This is a genomic window from Nocardiopsis sp. NPDC057823 (genome assembly GCF_042797335.1).
Classification (GTDB): Bacteria; Actinomycetota; Actinomycetes; order Streptosporangiales; family Streptosporangiaceae; genus Nocardiopsis; species Nocardiopsis changdeensis.
In genome coordinates this window covers 393070-410352 of record NZ_JBHVLR010000003.1, presented here as the reverse complement: position 1 = coordinate 410352, position 17283 = coordinate 393070, and the positions used below count along the sequence as shown (strand labels likewise).

Sequence of the window (17283 nt, the reverse complement as noted above, 5' to 3'; positions counted from 1 at the left end):
ATGACCGTACACGTCCCGCGCAGGATCGACCTGGGCCGCACCGCGGTGACCGCCGCGGGCGCCGCCCGCAGGCTGGACTGGGTCCTGGTGCTGGCGGTGGCCGCGCTGTGCGCCATCGGCTGCCTGCTGGTGTGGTCGGCCACCCAGCCCGGCGACGGCGGGAACCCGCTGGACTCCACCGACCACCTGCGCAGGCACCTGGCCCACCTGGCCGTGGGCTGGGCGGTGTGCCTGGCCGTGGCCGCCGTCGACTTCCGGACGGTCCGCGCGTACGCGCCCATCGTCTACGTCGTCACCGTCATCGCGCTGATCCTGGTGCTGACACCGCTGGGCGCCGTCATCAACGGCTCGCGCGGGTGGATCGTGGTGGGCGGCTTCCAGTTCCAGCCCAGCGAGCTGGCCAAGGCGGGCCTCATCCTGGTGCTGGCCACCCTGCTGGGGGAGCCCCGCGACGGCGAGACCCGGCCGATGACCAGGGACGTGCTGTTCTGCCTGCTGGCGCTCGCGGTACCGCTCTCCCTGGTCATGCTCCAGCCCGACCTGGGGACCACGCTGGTGCTGGGGGCCATCTTCCTGGGGATGCTGACGCTGTCCGGGGCCCCGGTCTTCTGGGTGGCAGGGATGCTGCTGTCGGGAGTGGTGGCCGGCTTCTGCGTCTGGTGGTTCGACATGCTGGAGCCCTACCAGCTGGACCGCATCGCCACGCTCGTGGACCCGTCGGCGGACCCGCAGGGCGCCGGGTACAACTCCAACCAGGCGCTCATCGCCGTCGGATCGGGCGGGTTCGACGGGACCGGGCTGTTCCAGGGGGAGCAGACGCACGGCCGGTTCGTGCCCGAACAGCACACGGACTTCATCTTCACGGTCGCCGGGGAGGAGCTGGGGTTCGTCGGGGCAGGGCTGGTCATCGGCCTGTTCGCGGTGATCCTGTGGCGGATCCTGCGCATCGCCCTGGGCTGCGACCAGCCCTACCCGCGCCTGCTGTGCGTGGGTGTGGCCTCGTGGTTCGGGTTCCAGACCTTCATCAACATCGGCATGGGGCTGGGGATCGTCCCGGTGACCGGGCTTCCGCTGCCGTTCGTCTCCTACGGGGGCACGGCGCTGCTGGCCAACCTGCTGGCGCTGGGACTGGTGCTCGGGGTGAACTCCCGGGACCGGGGGTTCGAATAGGGCCTGTGGAGAACCCGGGACCGGGGGTCGCGGCGCCGGTAGCCTGAAAGGGCAGATCCGTCCCCGTCCGCCGATCGAAAGTCTCGAGGCCATGACCGTCGAAAGCCTCTTTCCGCGACTGGAGCCCCTGCTGGCCCGGGTGGGCAAGCCCATCCAGTACGTGGGCGGTGAGCTCAACTCCGTCGTCAAGGAGTGGGACGACACCCGGGTGCGCTGGGCGCTGATGTACCCCGACGCCTACGAGGTGGGGGTGCCCAACCAGGGCGTGCAGATCCTGTACGAGGTCCTCAACGAGCGCGAGGGGGTGCTGGCCGAGCGCGCGTACGCGGTCTGGCCGGACATGGAGGCCCTGCTGCGGGAGCATGGGGTCGAGCACTTCACCGTGGACTCCCACCGGCCGCTGGGCGCCTTCGACCTCATCGGGGTCAGCTTCGCCAGCGAGATGGGCTACACCAACCTGCTCACCGCGCTGGACCTGGCCCGCATCCCGCTGCGCACGGAGGACCGGCGCGAGGGGCACCCCGTCGTGCTGGCCGGCGGGCACTCGGCGTTCAACCCCGAGCCCATGGCCGACTTCCTGGACGCGGTGGTGCTCGGCGACGGCGAGGAGATCAGCCTGGCCATCACCGAGATCGTCCGCGAGTTCAAGGACGAGGGGGAGCCGGGGGGACGCGACGGGCTGCTGCTGCGGCTGGCCGCCACGGGCGGGGTGTACGTGCCGCGCTTCTACGACGTGGACTACCACGAGGACGGGCGCATCGCCGCGTACACGCCCAACCGGCCGGGCGTGCCCGAGACGGTCCTCAAGCACACCGTCATGGACCTGGACCGGTGGCCCTACCCGAAGAAGCCGATCGTGCCCACCGCGGAGTCGGTGCACGAGCGCTACAGCGTGGAGATCTTCCGCGGCTGCACCCGCGGCTGCCGCTTCTGCCAGGCGGGGATGATCACCCGGCCGGTGCGCGAGCGCAACAAGGAGACCGTCACCTCCATGGTCCGCGAGGGGGTGAAGAACTCCGGCTTCCAGGAGGTGGGCCTGCTGTCGCTGTCCAGCGCCGACCACAGCCAGATCAAGGACATCGCCAAGGAGCTGGCCGACGGCTACGAGGGCACCAACACCGGGCTGTCGCTGCCCTCCACCCGGGTGGACGCCTTCAACATCGACCTGGCCAACGAGCTCACCCGCAACGGCCGCCGCTCGGGGCTGACCTTCGCCCCGGAGGGCGGCAGCGAGCGGATGCGCCGGGTCATCAACAAGATGGTCACCGAGGAGGACCTCATCCGCACGGTCACCGCCGCCTACGCGGCGGGGTGGCGGCAGGTCAAGCTGTACTTCATGTGCGGGCTGCCCACCGAGGAGGACGAGGACGTGCTGGCCATCGCGGACCTGGCCACCGAGGTCATCCGCACCGGCCGGGAGGTGACCGGGCGCCGGGACATCCGCTGCACGGTGTCGATCGGCGGGTTCGTGCCCAAGCCGCAGACCCCGTTCCAGTGGGCGGCCCAGACCCCGCACGAGGTGGTGGACGCCCGGCTGCGCAAGCTGCGCGACCGGCTGCGCTCGGACCGCGCCTACGGCAAGGCCATCGGGCTGCGCTACCACGAGGGGCGGCCGTCGATCATCGAGGGGCTGCTCTCCCGGGGCGACCGCCGGGTGGGCCGGGTCATCGAGGAGGTATGGCGCTCGGGCGGCCGGTTCGACGGCTGGAGCGAGCACTTCTCCTACGACCGCTGGACCAAGGCGGCCGAGGCCGGCCTGGCCGGGTACCCGGTGGACGTGGACTGGTACACCACCCGGGAGCGGGACGAGGACGAGGTGCTGCCCTGGGACCACCTGGACGCGGGACTGGACCGCTCCTGGCTGTGGCAGGACTGGCAGGACTCCCTGCACGGCGAGGAGTCGTTGGAGGTCGACGACTGCCGCTGGAACCCCTGCTACGACTGCGGCGTGTGCCCCAGCATGGGCACCGAGATCCAGATCAACGCCCCGGCGGAGGGCCGTCCGACCCTCCCGCTCACCGTCATCTGACCCCTGCCCCGGCCGCCGGCGCCCCGGCGCCGGCGGCCGGGATGCGCCCCGGGGCCCGGGCCCCGGAGCGGAGGGGGAGCGGGTCAGGTTCCGTCAGCCGTACCGCCGTTTCCGGTCCGGGGCCAGGGGTGGAACGGGGAGCGGGCCAGGGTCTGTCAGCTGTACCGCCGCTTCCGGACCGGGCCAGGGCCCGGTGCGCAGAGGGAACGGATCGGTGCTGGCCCTTCGGTGTGCCCGGCGGTCCCCGCCCGCGTCGCGCGGCCGGATCCGGCCATGTGGGCGTATCGGGTGCTCCGGCTCGGGAGGGGGAGGCGCCCGACGGGGGCGCGGAGGCGGTGGAGTACGATGCCCGCTCCGGGCGTCGCCTGTGCGGCGGTCCTCGACCCTGTGAAGGGGAGCGCCCGGGGGAGAAGGTGTACGGCCCGGCGCCCCGCTCGCGCCGGGCCGTACGTGTAATAGGACTCGCGGCCCCGTGGGGGGGTTGCCATGGGTCCGGGATTTTCTTCGGATTTTTTTTCTGGCCCCCCGCGTTCCGGTGGTGAACACTTGTTCACCCGGCGCGCAAACCCCGCAGCGGCCCGTCCGGAGTCCCATCGGGACTTTTCGAGCGCAGGTCAGTGGGGCAGATACGGGATGCGTGGTCCTGTCGGACGCACGTGCAACGGAGCACCCGCCGGTTCGCCGGTCCAGGTGCACCACCGCGCACCGTACGCTGAACAGGACGAGGAACAGTCCCTCACCGGCCGCCCCGCGGCCGCTCCGAGGGGCATGAGGAAAGGAGTTGAGCTGCCCCCCGCACCCGAGGGCACCACTTCACCCTCCACCGCCGCATCCGGACAACGGCTCCGCGTCCGCTACGCCAAGCGCGGACGCATGAGGTTCGCCAGCCACCGGGACATCGCCCGGGCGCTGGAGCGAGCCCTGCGCCGGGCGGACGTACCGGTGGCCTTCTCCGCCGGCTTCTCGCCCCACCCGAAGGTCTCCTACACCGGCGCCGCCCCCACCGGGGTCGCCAGTGAGGCGGAGTATCTCGAACTCACCCTCGCCCAGGAGCGGGAGCCCGCCCGGGTCGGGACCGACATCGACGCGGCCATGCCGGACGGCATCGACATCATCGAGGTCGTCGAGGCCCGCGTGCCGGGACTGGCCGAGCGGCTCCAGGCCTCCGTATGGCGGGTGGAGCTGGACGGGGTGGGAACCGACGAGGCGGAACGCGCCGTCGGGGCCTACCTGGCGGCCGAGACCGTCGAGGTGGAGCGGATGACCAAGAAGGGTCACCGCCGCTTCGACACCCGGCCGGCGGTGGTCGGAATCGACGTGTGTCGTGATCCCGGGCGTGCCCCGAGGGAGCAGGACACCACATATGCCATACTTCGGATGGTCGTACGGCACACCACACCGGCCGTTCGACCGGACGACGTGCTGACCGGCCTCCGCCATGTGGCCGACCTCGCGCCGCAGTCACCGGTGACGGTGACCCGGCTGGCGCAGGGGCCGCTGAACGAGGCGACAGGTGCGATCGCTGACCCGCTCGCCGTGGACCGAAACGACTCCGGACCGGCGGACGACGCCGAGGAGCGGGGCGACAGCGCACCACAGCCGTCGGCGCCCATGACGGGACCGCGCTGATGAGCGGCCCCGAAGCGGGGAACGTGGGCGCCACCACAGGACTTTGCCCCGACGGCACCCCGGTGCCGTCGGCGCTGACACTGCGACGACAGTTCCCGTGAGCCGCGCCGCCGACCGAGAGGTCGCGGCGCGCCCGGGGACTTTGACGGGAGACCGCCCGGATGCTCGACAACGAGCCCAACAACGGTGCAGACGACACCGTGGGTACAACTGAAACAACCGAAACGAGGGCGGCGACGTCCCCCGTGGGGGGAGGCGAGGTGCGCGTGACCACGCCCGCACCGGCCAAGGGCGTGCGCCGCGCGGCAGGACCGCCCCCCGAGCCGGACGACGTCTTCGTCCCCCCGGCCAAGCCCGTGACCACGCTCGCGGGCTCCGGTGAGGGCGGCACTGTCAAGGTCACCTCCGCGACCCCGGTGCGGCGACGCACGGTGCGCGTCGAGGACCGGCCGCTGGACGTCCCCGCGACCCCTGTGACGGCCCCGGCCGGGCAGGAGGAGAAGGACGGGAACGAGGCCGCCGAGGCCGCCGAGCCCGTCAAGAAGACCCGCACGCGCCGCACCCGCGCGGCCGCCGCCGAGCCCCCCGCGGCCGCCGAGCCCGAGCCCCGGACCCGTGCGCGCCGTTCGCGCACGCGCGCCGCCGCCGAGCCCGAGGCCGCGCCCGAGACCACCGCCGTCCCCGAGGCCGGGGACGAGGGGGAGCAGGAGGAGACCGCCCAGGTCGGCACCGTCTTCCAGGCGCCCTCCATGCTCTTCCAGCCGCCCGTGGCCGCCGCCCCGCCCGCGGTCCCCCCGCCCGTCGAGGCCGACACCGAGGACGGTGGCGCCGAGGAGGACGAGGCGGACGAGGACGCCGCGGAGGACGAGATCGCCGAGGAGACCGGCGCGGAGGACTCCGCCGAGGAGCGGCCCGGCCGCCGCCGTCGCCGCCGCGGCGGACGGGGCCGCGGACGCTCGCGCTCCGGCGACGACGCCGATGACACCGAGGTCCCCGACGAGGCCGAGGCCGCCGCCGAGGAGGCCGAGCCCGAGGACTCCGCCGACACCGCCGAGGAGGACGAGCGCGGCGGGAGCCGGCGCCGCCGCCGTCGGCGCCGTCGCTCCGGCGGCGCGGGGGGCGAGGCCACCTCCGACGACCCGCCCAACACCGTGGTCCGGGTCCGCGAGCCGCGCCAGGAGCGGCCCATCTCGGACGAGGTCCAGGCCGTGCGCGGGTCCACCCGCCTGGAGGCCAAGAAGCAGCGCCGCCGCGAGGGCCGCGAGCAGGGCCGCCGCCGCGCCCCGATCGTCACCGAGTCGGAGTTCCTGGCCCGCCGCGAGGCAGTCAAGCGCGACCTGGTCATCCGCCGCACCGGCGACCGCACCCAGATCGCCGTCCTCGAGGACGACATCCTCGTCGAGCACTACGTCGACCGCGCCACCCACCGCTCCTACGTGGGCAACGTGTACCTGGGCCGGGTGCAGAACGTGCTGCCGTCGATGGAGGCCGCGTTCGTCGACATCGGCAAGGGCCGTAACGCCGTCCTGTACGCGGGCGAGGTCAACTGGGACTCGTTCGGCCTGGAGGGCCAGCCCAAGCGCATCGAGTCGGTGCTCAAGTCCGGCCAGTCGGTCCTGGTGCAGGTCACCAAGGACCCGATCGGTCACAAGGGCGCCCGCCTGACCAGCCAGATCAGCCTGCCCGGCCGCTACCTCGTGTACGTGCCCGGCGGTTCGATGACCGGCATCAGCCGCAAGCTCCCCGACAAGGAGCGCGCCCGCCTCAAGCAGATCCTCAAGAAGGTCATGCCCTCCGGAGCGGGCGTCATCGTCCGCACCGCCGCCGAGGGCGCCAGCGAGGAGGAGCTGGAGCGCGACATCTCCCGCCTGGCCAACCAGTGGGAGTCCATCAAGCGCAAGTCCAAGTCGGCCAACGCCCCGGCCCTGCTCAACAGCGAGCCCGACCTGACCATCCGGGTCGTGCGGGACGTGTTCAACGAGGACTTCTCCAGCCTGGTGGTCTCCGGCGACGAGGCCTGGGACACCGTGCACGACTACGTCGAGCACGTGGCGCCCAACCTCGCCGAGCGGGCCTCCCACTGGACCGAGGACCGCGACGTCTTCGCCGCCTACCGGATCGACGAGCAGATCAACAAGGCGCTGGACCGCAAGGTCTGGCTGCCCAGCGGCGGTTCGCTCATCATCGACCGCACCGAGGCGATGACGGTCGTCGACGTCAACACCGGCAAGTTCACCGGTCAGGGCGGCAATCTCGAGGAGACCGTCACCAAGAACAACCTGGAGGCGGCGGAGGAGATCGTCCGCCAGCTCCGGTTGCGCGACATCGGCGGCATCATCGTCATCGACTTCATCGACATGGTCCTGGAGTCCAACCGCGACCTGGTGCTGCGGCGGATGCTGGAGTGCCTGTCCCGGGACCGCACCAAGCACCAGGTGGCCGAGGTCACCTCGCTGGGCCTGGTGCAGATGACCCGCAAGCGGGTGGGCCAGGGCCTGCTGGAGGCCTTCTCCCACACCTGCGAGCACTGCAGCGGCCGCGGCCTGATCCTGTCCACCGAACCGGTGGAGGGCAAGGGCGCCGCCGCCGGCAACGGCGGTGGCGGCGGCCGCAAGAAGAAGGGCAAGGGCAAGGGCGAGGCCGAACCGGCCGAGACCCCCGCGGTGCCGGACACGGTGGCCGAGGAGCCCGAGCCCGCCGAGCCCGAGGCCCCGGCAGCGGAGGAGGCCCCCGAGCCCGCCGCCAAGGCCGACAAGCCGGCCAAGAAGTCGGAGAAGAAGTCGGCCAGGACCAGGAAGGCCGCCGAGGCCGAGGCCGAGGCGGAGGAGCCGGCCGAGCCCAAGCGGACCCGCAAGCGCACCACGCGCTCGCGCAAGGCCGCGGAGGACACGGTGGTCGAGACGGCGGCCGAGCAGGCCGCCGAGACCGCTCCGGACTCCGAGGCGGCCGACGGGGCCGCGGAGACCCCCCGGGCCGCAGAGGAGCCGCAGGAGGCCGCCGCGGCGGCCGCGGACGAGGCGCCGGCCGAGGAGGCCCCGGCCCCGCGCCGGACCCGTCGCACCGCGACCCGACGGACCGCCCGTGCGGCCGCCGAGGCCGTGGGTGAGCCGGAGACCGTGACCGAGGCCGCGGCGCCGGCCGAGGGCGACGAGGAGGCCGGAGAGCGGCCCAAGCGCCGCCGCACCCGGCGGACCAGGGCGGCGGCCCCGTCCACCGCCGTGGACGCCGGCTGAGTCCGGCCGGGACGTGGGCCCGGTCCGGGCCGGGGTTCGCCCCCGGCCCGGACCGCGGCACGTGTGCAGGCCCGTGGCGGGGCGATGGTAACCTGATGGACGGTGCGTCGGCGCGCTCCTCGTGATCGCGCGCCCCGACACCAAGTGCTCTCCACGCAGGGTTTGTTTCCCTCAGATCCCCGCGCCCCGCTACAGGCAACAGTGGATCGTGGAACGAGGACTCCCCGGGTTCCCACACGGGGCGGTCCTCCCGGCCCGCCCGTCAGGGCACCCGGCCGGACCCGGACCCCGAACACATGTCTCGGGGATTGGTCCCGAGCATTATTCGTTGAGCGAGCAGGAAGAGAGTTACGCGGTGTACGCGATCGTGCGGGCGGGCGGCCGTCAGGAGAAGGTGTCCGTCGATGACGTCCTGAACATCGACAAGGTCTCCGCCGAGGCCGGCGCCACCATCACGTGGCAGCCCATCCTCGTCGTGGAGGACGGCAACGTCGTCAGCGACACGGACAAGCTGAGCGGCTACACGGTCACCGCCGAGGTTCTCGGCGAGACCAAGGGCCCCAAGATCAACATCCTGAAGTACAAGAACAAGACCGGTTACAAGAAGCGCCAGGGTCACCGCCAGAAGCACACCCAGGTCCGCGTCACCGGCATCTCGGCGAAGTAGGAGGATCTGAGAGATGGCACACAAGAAGGGCGCATCGTCCAGCCGTAACGGCCGCGACTCGAACGCCAAGCGCCTCGGTGTCAAGCGCTTCGGCGGCCAGGCCGTCCAGGCCGGCGAGATCCTCATCCGCCAGCGCGGCACCAAGTTCCACCCCGGCGCCAACGTGGGCCGCGGCGGTGACGACACGCTGTTCGCGCTGGTCGCCGGCGAGGTCAAGTTCGCCAACTTCCGCGGCCGCAAGGCCGTGAACATCGTTCCCGCCGCCGCCGAGTAGGTCGCGCGCGAACGTTCGTTGTGCACAGGGGCGGGCCAGGGAACACTGGCCCGCCTCTGGTGTTGTCACCAGGTGACGCACACATTTCCCATCGGGCCGCCCCGCGGCCGGAGCAGTGAACCGAGGAGAACCATGCCCGACTTCGTCGACGAGGCGGTCTTGCACGTCAAGGCCGGGAACGGCGGGCACGGCTGCGCCTCCGTCCACCGCGAGAAGTTCAAGCCGCTGGGCGGACCGGACGGCGGCAACGGCGGCCGGGGCGGCGACGTCGTCCTGGAGGTCGACTCCCAGACCGCCACCCTGCTGGACTACCAGCGCCGCCCGCACCGCAACGCCCAGAACGGCACCCCCGGCATGGGCGGCCACCGCAGCGGCGCCAACGGCGACGACCTGGTCCTGTACGTCCCCGACGGCACCGTGGTCACCCGCATGGACGGCGAGGTCGTCGCCGACCTGGTCGGCCACGGCACCCGCCTGGTGCTGGCCCAGGGCGGCAGCGGCGGCCTGGGCAACGCCGCGCTGGCCTCCAAGAAGCGCAAGGCCCCCGGCTTCGCCCTCAAGGGCGAGGAGGGCGAGGCGTTCGACGTGCGCCTGGAGATGAAGACCATCGCCGACGTCGGCCTGGTGGGCTTCCCCAGCGCCGGGAAGTCCTCGCTCATCGCCGCCATGTCGGCCGCCCGGCCCAAGATCGCCGACTACCCGTTCACCACCCTGATCCCCAACCTCGGCGTGGTCGAGGCGGGCACCACCCAGTACGTCATCGCCGACGTGCCCGGCCTCATCCCCGGCGCCAGCGACGGCAAGGGACTGGGCCTGGAGTTCCTGCGCCACATCGAGCGCTGCTCCACCCTCCTGCACGTCCTGGACTGCGCCACCTACGAGCCGGGCCGCGACCCGGTCAGCGACCTGGAGGCCCTGGAGGCGGAGCTGACCGCCTACGGCGAGGCCACCGGCGTCGACCTGTCCGACCGCCCGCGCATCGTCGTCCTGAACAAGGTCGACGTGCCCGAGGCCCGCGAACTCGCCGAGCTCGTCGCGCCCATGCTCACCGAGCGCGGCTACCGGGTGCTGGAGGTCTCCGCGGCCTCCCGCGAGGGCCTGCGCGAGCTGTCCTTCGCCCTGGCCGAGCAGGTCTCCGCGGCCCGTGAGGCCGCTCCCGCCGCCGAGCCCACCCGCATCGTCATCCGGCCCAAGATGATCGGCGACGTGCCCTTCGAGGTCGTCCCGCTGGGGGACAACGCCTTCCAGGTCCGCGGCGAGAAGCCCGCCCGCTGGGTGCGGCAGACCGACTTCTCCAACGACGAGGCCGTCGGCTACCTCGCCGAGCGCCTCAACCGCCTGGGCATCGAGGAGGAGCTGGCCAAGGCCGGGGCCACCGAGGGCGCCGAGGTCCACATCGGCACCGACGAGGACTCCGTGGTCTTCGACTGGGACCCGTCCCTGGACGCCGAGGCCGTCCCGTCCGGCCCGCGCGGGACCGACGCCCGGCTGGGCTGAACCGCGCGGGGAAGCATCGGCCCGGCCGCACAGGCGAGACGGGCGCGGCTCCGCCGCCCGGACCGCGCCCTCGGATGGAAAGCCCCCATACGGTGCACAGCGCAGAACAACTGGAACAGACCGGCTCCCGGGAAGAGGCCCGCGGGCGCGCGGCCGTGGCCGCCGCCCGCCGGGTCGTCGTCAAGGTGGGGTCGTCGTCTCTGACGACCCCCGACGGCCGGATCGACTCCGGCCGCATCCGGGACCTGGTCGAGGTGCTGGCGTCCCGCCGCGCCCTGGGCCAGGAGGTCATCCTGGTCTCCTCCGGCGCGGTGGCCGCCGGCATGACCCCGCTGGGCATGCGCACGCGCCCCCGCGACCTGGCCTCCCAGCAGGCCGCCGCCAGTGTCGGACAGGGGCTGCTGCTGGCCGCCTACACCGCGGAGCTGGCGGGCCACGGCATCAACACCGCCCAGATCCTGCTCACCGTCGAGGACCTGATGCGGCGGGTGCAGCACCGCAACGCCCAGCGCACGCTGCGCCGCCTGCTGGACATCGGCGCCCTGCCCATCGTCAACGAGAACGACACCGTGGCCACCCATGAGCTGCGGTTCGGCGACAACGACCGGCTGGCCGCCCTGGTCGCACACCTGATGAAGGCCGACGCCCTGGTCCTGCTGTCGGACGTGGACGCCCTCTACGACGGGAACCCGGCCGATCCGGGCTCCCGGGTGGTGGGCCTGGTCTCCGGGCCGGACGACCTGGAGGGCATCGACATCGGCTCCTCGGGCAAGCGCGGGGTGGGCACCGGGGGCATGGTCACCAAGGTGGCCTCGGCGCGCATCGCCACCGAGGCGGGTGTGAACACACTGCTGACCTCCGCGGCCAACGCCCGCGCGGCGCTGGCGGGGGAGGGGGTCGGCACGCTCTTCGCCGCCGCCTCGGGGCGGCGCCCCTCGGCCCGCCAGCTGTGGCTGGCCCACGCCACCGCCGGGCGCGGCAGCCTGGTCCTGGACCCGGGCGCGGTGGCCGCGGTGGTCCGGGACAAGGCGTCGCTGCTGCCCGCCGGGGTGGTGGACGTGCTCGGGGAGTTCAGCGCCGGGGACCCGGTGGACCTGCGCGACGAGCAGGGCGCCGTGGTGGCCCGCGGCCTGGTCAACTACGACTCCGCCGAGGTGCCCGACCTGATGGGCCGCTCCACCCGGTGGCTGGCCCGGGAGCTGGGCCCCTCCTACGAGCGCGAACTGGTCCACCGCGACGACCTCGTCGTCCTGTGACGGCGGCCGCGTGACGCCCGCCCCGTGACACCGCCGCCCGCGGAACCGCGGGGGCGGCGGCGCCGTCACACCGGCATGAGCGAACGCGCACGGGAGGCCCGGGACCGCTGGCGCCGTCTGGCGGGGGCCGTCGCCGACCACGCCCACGAACGGCTCCAGCCGGTGTGGACCCGCACCGGACTGCTGACCTCGCTGGAGCTGTCCTGCACCGGGGTGGTCCCCTACCACGAGGGGGCGGACCCCGAGGCGACCCTGCTCCGGGTGTACCGGGCGATGTGGCCCAAGGCCCGGGTGGAGATCCGCACGCTCACCCCGGACCGGGGGTGGTGGCGCAGGAGCCTGGTGCGCAACGCGACCGGCCGGGCGCGGGACTCGCGGGAGTCCCCCATCCCCGGCCACGCCGCGATCATGTCCGAGGTGGCCGGGATCCTGTCCGACGTCGCGGACGAGGTGGAGGCCGAACTGGGGGAGGTGCGCCGCTCCTTCACCGCGACCGGCCGGGTGGGCGACTGCTGCGCGTACGACTTCGCCTGGGTCGACCACCTCCTGCTCACCGACCGGTGGGCCTGCGTGATCCACATGGGGGAGCTCGACTGACCCGGATTCCGGGCCCGCGCCTCCCCCGCCCGGTGACGGGGGTATGGAAAAGTCGGGTTCGTGCACGTTCGGAGAAGGAGTTCCCCATGCAGAGTCTGATGGCGCGGCTGCTGTCACTGGCGCTGCGTGTGGCGCGCAAGCGCCCGATGGGCTCGGTGGAGGGCGCCCGGGAGTGGCTGTACGAGCCCAAGGACGACCCCGCGCCGCCGCACTGGGTCTCCCAGCGGCACTGGATCGGCCTGCGGACGGTCGCCGGCTTCCCCGTCTACACCGTCCTGCCCAAGGACACCGAGAACCCGGTGAAGGCCGTGCTGTACGTGCACGGCGGGACCTACGTCACCGAGATCTCCGCGTGGCACTGGGTGCTCGTCTCCCGGATGGCCGACACGGGCTGCCGGGTGGAGGTGCCGCTCTACGGCCTGGCCCCCGAGCACACCTACCGGGAGGCCTTCCCGTTCCTGACGGAGGTCTACCGGGAGCTGTCGGCGGACGTGGCACCGGAGCGGACCGCGTTCGCGGGCGACTCCGCGGGCGGGGGGCTCGCGCTGGCCCTGGCCCAGACCCTGACCGGCGCGGGGCTGCCCGAACCGGCGCGGCTGATCCTGATCTCCCCGTGGGCCGACCTGACGATGTCCAACCCCGAGATCGCCGAGGTGGACGAGCGCGACCCCTGGCTGAGCCCGGTGGGGATGCTGGAGGCGGCGAAGTCCTGGTCGGGCGGCGACGACCTGTCCCTGCCCCGGCTGAGCCCGGTGTACGGGGAGCTGGCGACCCTGCCGCCCATGGACCTCTACATCGGCACGCGCGACGTGCTGCTGCCGGACACCCGCCGGCTGCGGGACCTGGTGGCCGAGGTCGGGGGTACGGTCCGGCTCAGCGAGGAGGAGGACGCCTTCCACGTCTACCCGCTGGTCCCCGTCCCCGAGGGCGGCCCGGCGCGGGCCGAGATCCTGCGGACCGTCCGGGACCTGTGAGCGCCCGCGGAGCCCGGCGCCGGACCGGGCGCCGCGGGCGCGGGGTCAGGTCAGGCGCCGCACCACCGACAGCGGCAGCCGTTTCATCAGGAACCCGATCGGCGCCCACGGCCAGGCGGGGACGTACGCCTTGGCCCTGCGCTTCTCGATGGCCGCGACCATGGCGCGCACCCCGGTCCGGGTGTCGACCATGAACCGGGTCCTCTGCTCGACCCGCTCGTTCATCTCGGAGCGGATGTAGCCGGGGTGGACGACCGACACGTCCACGCCCGGGACGCCCTCGGCCCGCACCCCCTCGGCGAGGGCGGACACGCCCGCCTTGGTGGCGGCGTAGACGGTCATGGACCGGCGCATGCCGCGCAGCGCTGACATGGACGAGATCACCACCAGGTGGCCGCGGCCCTGCTCCCGGAAGATCTCCAGGGCCGCCTCCACCTGGGCCAGCGCGCCCACGAAGTTCGTCATGGCGGTCTGCCGGTTGGCGTCGAACCGGCCGGTGCCCAGTGCCGCGCCCTTGCCCAGCCCGGCGTTGACGACCACCCGGTCCACGGAGCCCAGCTCGGCGGCGAACTCGCCGAAGACCCGGAAGACGGCCCCGTCGTCGGTGACGTCCAGGGCCCTGAGCACCACGCGCCGGCCGGGGTGGGCGGCGGCGATCTCCCCGCGCAGCCCCTCCAGCCGGTCCGTGCGCCGGGCGCACAGGCCCAGGTCGTAGCCGAGCGCGGCGAACTGGCGGGCCATCTCGGCCCCCAGCCCCGAGCTGGCCCCGGTGATGACGACGGTCCCCCTGCTCACGCCCGCTCCTTCGGGGTGGCGCCGCCGACGCGCTTGAGCATCTGCCCGGCCACCGCCCGCATGGCCCGGTCGTACAGGGGGCGGGCCAGCCGCTTGGCCAAGAACGCGCCCCTGGCCTGCGCGTCGGGGAGGATGAGGTGGGTGCCCCGGTCCACGGCCCGCACCACGCGGGCGGCGATGTCCTCGGCGCCCAGGTGCGACCCGTTGATGAGCGCGACCGCGCTGCGCTCCACCTCCGGGTCGCTGCCGCGCAGCGACGACGCCAGGTTGGTGCGGAAGAACGAGGGGCACACCACCGACACCCGCACCCCGAACGGGTGGAGCTCGTGGAGCAGGGTCTCGCTGAGCGCGACCACGGCCGCCTTGGTGGCGTTGTAGGAGCTCATCGCGGGCGGGTGGACGAGCCCGGCGGCCGAGGCGGTGTTGACGATGTGGCCCGACCCCCGGCGCTTGAACAGCGGGGTGAAGGTGCGGCAGCCCCGCACCACGCCGAACAGGTTGATCTCGGTGATCCAGCGCCAGTCGTCCATGCCCAGGACGTCGATGCGGCCCCCCGCGGCGACCCCGGCGTTGTTGACCAGGACGTCCAGGCCGCCCCAGTGCTCTTCGACCCAGGCCAGGGCGCCGGCCCAGTCGTCGTCGGAGGTGACGTCCAGGCGCAGGTAGTCGGCTCCGGCGGGCAGGCCCGCGGGGGCCCCTTCCGCCAGGTCGGTCGCCAGGACGCGGTCGCCCCGCGCGCGGAACTCCGCGACCAGGGCCGCGCCCAGTCCGGAGGCGCCGCCGGTCACCAGCACGGTGCGGGGGGTGGGGGAGGTGGTCATATCCGGCTCCGTGTTCCATCGGTCCGCTGTCGAACGACGGGAACCCGGTGCGCCGGGCCGGGTCCGTCAGCGGGCGCCCCGGCTCGCGGCGGGGCGCCGTGCCCACGATCCTAGTGAACGCCGTTCGGCGGCCCCGGGCCGGTCCCGCGCACGGGCGCCCGCGCCCGACCCGGGCCCTATCATGCGGGGATGAGCGAACGGACGATGCACCGCAGCGACGACCACCCCCACCGCGGCGAGGTACGTGAGATCCCCACCTCGGAGAGCGCCACCAGGCTCGTCTACGCCCCCGAACGGGACGGTCTGGCCGACGCGGGCGAGATCGTGTGGACCTGGGTCCCCTTCGAGGAGGACCCCTCGCGGGGCAAGGACCGGCCGCTGCTGGTGGTGGGCCGCCGGGGCCGCCGCCTGCACGGGCTGATGCTGTCCTCCCAGCGCCCCGAGCAGTGGGAGCGCCAGGACTGGCTGCCCATCGGCTCGGGCCCCTGGGACCGCGAGGGCCGCGACTCCTTCCTGCGGGTGGACCGCCTGTTCGAGTTCGACGAGGACGACATCCGCCGCGAGGCCGCCATCCTGGAGGAGAAGGTCTTCTGGCTGGTCGCCGACGTCCTGCGCAGCCGCTACGGCTGGACCTGAACCCGCGCGCCCGGTCCGGCCCCGGGGCCGGACCGGGCGCCGTCCCACCCCGTGGAATTCTCCGAGCGGTGCGGGGGCCGGGCGGATAGGCTGGAGCCTCACCCCGGCCCGGTCCTTCGACGCGGCAGGACCCGGGCGTGCGGGGCCCTCCCCGATCCCGAGAGAGTAACGCCATGAGTGACATCGAGCGCGAGGTCCGCGCGGTAGCCGAACGTGCGGGGGACGCGGCGGCCGACCTCGCCCCGCTCAGCCGGGCGGTCAAGGACGCGGCCCTGGAGGCGATCGCCGACGCCCTGGTCAAGCGGGCCGACGAGATCACGGCCGCCAACGCCCAGGATGTGGCGCGGGCCCGCGAGGACGGCACCTCCGAGGCCATGATCGACCGCCTCACGCTGACCCCGCAGCGCATCGAGGCGATCGCCGACGCCGTCCGGGAGATCGTCGAGCTGCCCGACCCGGTGGGCGAGTCCGTGCGCGGCGGGGTGCTCCCCAACGGCCTGGACCTGCGCCAGATCCGTGTTCCGCTGGGCGTGGTCGGCATCATCTACGAGGGCCGCCCCAACGTCACCGTGGACGCCGCCGCCCTGTGCCTCAAGAGCGGCAACGCCGCCCTGCTGCGCGGCTCCTCCTCGGCCTACGACTCCAACACCGCCATCGTCGGCGTCATCCGCGACGCCCTGGCCGGCACCGGGGTCCCCGTCGACGCCGTGCAGCTGGTGCCCGGCCGCACCCGGGAGTCCTCCCTGGCGCTGATGCGCGCCCGCGGCCTGGTCGACGTCCTCATCCCGCGCGGCGGCGGCTCCCTCATCCAGGCCGTGGTCCGCGACTCCACCGTCCCGGTCATCGAGACCGGGGAGGGCCTGTGCCACGTGTACGTGGACGCCGAGGCCGACCTCGACAAGGCGGTGGCCATCACCGTCAACGCCAAGGCCCAGCGCTGCTCGGTGTGCAACTCCGCCGAGACCCTGCTGGTGCACGAGGCCGTCGCCGAGGAGTTCCTGCCGCGGGTGCTGGCCGGGCTCGCGGAGGCCGGGGTGACCGTGCACGGCGACGCCCGGGTGCGCGAGGTCGCCGCGGCCCACGGGTCGCCCGCCGAGGTCGTGGAGGCCACCGAGGAGGACTGGGCCACGGAGTACCTGTCCCTGGACCTGGCGGTCCGGGTCGTGCCCACCGTGGACGAGGCGCTGGCGCACATCCGCCGCTACTCCACCAAGCACACCGAGGCCATCGTCACCGACTCCCTGAAGACCTCCCGGTACTTCGTGTCCCGGGTGGACGCGGCCGCGGTCATGGTCAACGCCTCCACCCGGTTCACCGACGGCGGTGAATTCGGTTTCGGCGCGGAAATCGGAATCTCCACGCAGAAACTGCACGCCCGCGGTCCGATGGGCCTGACCGAGATGACCTCGACCAAGTACGTCGTGACCGGTGACGGCCATGTGAAGTGAGCCGCCGCCGCCCGTGCGGGCCGCCTCCGGACGGCGTCCGGGGGCGGCCCGCGGCGTGTCCGGACCGGTCCGCCGGGGCCGGTCGCCGATCGTGCCCGGCCTCCGTTGTCACCTGGAACGTTTTCCCAGAGGAAACCTGGACAGAAGCGAATCTTCTCTCAGCGAGTATTCCCAAAGCGACGAGAGGTCGGTAATTTCACTGGGGTGTCTCACGACGCTCTTACCCCGCTCGAAGCACCCCGGGAGCGTCACCCCCA

General features: G+C 73.2%; 14 protein-coding genes. 12 read left to right on the top strand and 2 right to left on the bottom strand.

Features of this window, described 5'->3' with window-relative positions:
- The 10 genes from rodA (at position 1) to ACFVNO_RS08585 (ending at position 13326) form a co-directional block, all read left to right on the top strand.
- Positions 1-1170: a rod shape-determining protein RodA gene (rodA, locus tag ACFVNO_RS08630; protein WP_355269400.1), complete on the top strand. Its 1170-nt coding sequence runs from the start codon at positions 1-3 to the stop codon at positions 1168-1170.
- Positions 1171-1261: 91 nt separating this feature from the next.
- The gene (locus tag ACFVNO_RS08625) at positions 1262-3199 is read left to right on the top strand and encodes a TIGR03960 family B12-binding radical SAM protein (RefSeq protein ID WP_378890722.1); all 1938 of its coding nucleotides are present in this window, start codon (positions 1262-1264) and stop codon (positions 3197-3199) included.
- Positions 3200-4072: 873 nt separating this feature from the next.
- The gene (locus ACFVNO_RS08620; RefSeq protein WP_378890719.1) at positions 4073-4828 is read left to right on the top strand and encodes a TIGR03936 family radical SAM-associated protein; all 756 of its coding nucleotides are present in this window, start codon (positions 4073-4075) and stop codon (positions 4826-4828) included.
- A 161-nt stretch (positions 4829-4989) separates the two neighbouring features.
- Positions 4990-8061: a ribonuclease E/G gene (locus ACFVNO_RS08615; RefSeq protein ID WP_378890716.1), complete on the top strand. Its 3072-nt coding sequence runs from the start codon at positions 4990-4992 to the stop codon at positions 8059-8061.
- Positions 8062-8416: 355 nt separating this feature from the next.
- Positions 8417-8728 (top strand): 50S ribosomal protein L21, encoded by a 312-nt coding sequence (gene rplU, locus ACFVNO_RS08610; protein ID WP_220565608.1) that lies wholly within the window; start codon positions 8417-8419, stop codon positions 8726-8728.
- A 13-nt stretch (positions 8729-8741) separates the two neighbouring features.
- Positions 8742-9002: a 50S ribosomal protein L27 gene (rpmA, locus tag ACFVNO_RS08605; RefSeq protein ID WP_073380480.1), complete on the top strand. Its 261-nt coding sequence runs from the start codon at positions 8742-8744 to the stop codon at positions 9000-9002.
- Positions 9003-9134: 132 nt separating this feature from the next.
- The gene (gene obgE, locus ACFVNO_RS08600; RefSeq protein ID WP_220559636.1) at positions 9135-10499 is read left to right on the top strand and encodes a GTPase ObgE; all 1365 of its coding nucleotides are present in this window, start codon (positions 9135-9137) and stop codon (positions 10497-10499) included.
- 92 nt (positions 10500-10591) lie between these two features.
- Positions 10592-11755 carry a glutamate 5-kinase gene (gene proB, locus ACFVNO_RS08595; RefSeq protein ID WP_355269392.1) on the top strand — a complete coding sequence of 388 codons (1164 nt, stop codon included), beginning with the start codon at positions 10592-10594 and terminating at the stop codon, positions 11753-11755.
- A 75-nt stretch (positions 11756-11830) separates the two neighbouring features.
- On the top strand, positions 11831-12352 hold the full coding sequence (locus tag ACFVNO_RS08590) for a hypothetical protein (protein WP_355269390.1): 522 nt from the start codon (positions 11831-11833) through the stop codon (positions 12350-12352).
- 86 nt (positions 12353-12438) lie between these two features.
- Complete coding sequence (locus tag ACFVNO_RS08585; RefSeq protein ID WP_355269388.1) at positions 12439-13326, top strand: alpha/beta hydrolase; 888 nt, start codon at positions 12439-12441, stop codon at positions 13324-13326.
- Between the two features lie 45 nt (positions 13327-13371).
- Here the strand turns inward: ACFVNO_RS08585 and ACFVNO_RS08580 are convergent, their stop codons facing one another.
- Positions 13372-14121 carry an SDR family oxidoreductase gene (locus ACFVNO_RS08580; RefSeq protein ID WP_355269386.1) on the bottom strand — a complete coding sequence of 250 codons (750 nt, stop codon included), beginning with the start codon at positions 14119-14121 and terminating at the stop codon, positions 13372-13374.
- Positions 14118-14942 carry an SDR family NAD(P)-dependent oxidoreductase gene (locus tag ACFVNO_RS08575; RefSeq protein ID WP_355269384.1) on the bottom strand — a complete coding sequence of 275 codons (825 nt, stop codon included), beginning with the start codon at positions 14940-14942 and terminating at the stop codon, positions 14118-14120. The genes ACFVNO_RS08580 and ACFVNO_RS08575 overlap by 4 nt, the downstream gene beginning before the upstream one ends.
- 189 nt (positions 14943-15131) lie before the next feature.
- Between ACFVNO_RS08575 and ACFVNO_RS08570 the strand changes: the two genes are divergently transcribed.
- Both ACFVNO_RS08570 and ACFVNO_RS08565 read left to right on the top strand, forming a co-directional pair.
- The gene (locus ACFVNO_RS08570) at positions 15132-15578 is read left to right on the top strand and encodes a type II toxin-antitoxin system PemK/MazF family toxin (protein WP_220559642.1); all 447 of its coding nucleotides are present in this window, start codon (positions 15132-15134) and stop codon (positions 15576-15578) included.
- A gap of 173 nt (positions 15579-15751) precedes the next feature.
- Positions 15752-17026: a glutamate-5-semialdehyde dehydrogenase gene (locus ACFVNO_RS08565; protein WP_355269381.1), complete on the top strand. Its 1275-nt coding sequence runs from the start codon at positions 15752-15754 to the stop codon at positions 17024-17026.
- Positions 17027-17283 lie beyond the last annotated feature (257 nt).

What these genes read in the sequence shown, in the direction of transcription:
- obgE (WP_220559636.1), top strand. Translation starts at nt 9,135, where the DNA reads ATGCCCGACTTCGTCGACGAGGCGGTCTTGCACGTCAAGGCCGGGAAC.
- ACFVNO_RS08565 (WP_355269381.1), top strand. Translation starts at nt 15,752, where the DNA reads ATGAGTGACATCGAGCGCGAGGTCCGCGCGGTAGCCGAACGTGCGGGG.
- ACFVNO_RS08625 (WP_378890722.1), top strand. Translation starts at nt 1,262, where the DNA reads ATGACCGTCGAAAGCCTCTTTCCGCGACTGGAGCCCCTGCTGGCCCGG.
- ACFVNO_RS08590 (WP_355269390.1), top strand. Translation starts at nt 11,831, where the DNA reads ATGAGCGAACGCGCACGGGAGGCCCGGGACCGCTGGCGCCGTCTGGCG.
- rodA (WP_355269400.1), top strand. Translation starts at nt 1, where the DNA reads ATGACCGTACACGTCCCGCGCAGGATCGACCTGGGCCGCACCGCGGTG.
- ACFVNO_RS08620 (WP_378890719.1), top strand. Translation starts at nt 4,073, where the DNA reads ATGAGGTTCGCCAGCCACCGGGACATCGCCCGGGCGCTGGAGCGAGCC.
- ACFVNO_RS08570 (WP_220559642.1), top strand. Translation starts at nt 15,132, where the DNA reads ATGAGCGAACGGACGATGCACCGCAGCGACGACCACCCCCACCGCGGC.
- ACFVNO_RS08585 (WP_355269388.1), top strand. Translation starts at nt 12,439, where the DNA reads ATGCAGAGTCTGATGGCGCGGCTGCTGTCACTGGCGCTGCGTGTGGCG.
- ACFVNO_RS08575 (WP_355269384.1), bottom strand. Translation starts at nt 14,942, where the DNA reads ATGACCACCTCCCCCACCCCCCGCACCGTGCTGGTGACCGGCGGCGCC.
- rpmA (WP_073380480.1), top strand. Translation starts at nt 8,742, where the DNA reads ATGGCACACAAGAAGGGCGCATCGTCCAGCCGTAACGGCCGCGACTCG.
- ACFVNO_RS08615 (WP_378890716.1), top strand. Translation starts at nt 4,990, where the DNA reads ATGCTCGACAACGAGCCCAACAACGGTGCAGACGACACCGTGGGTACA.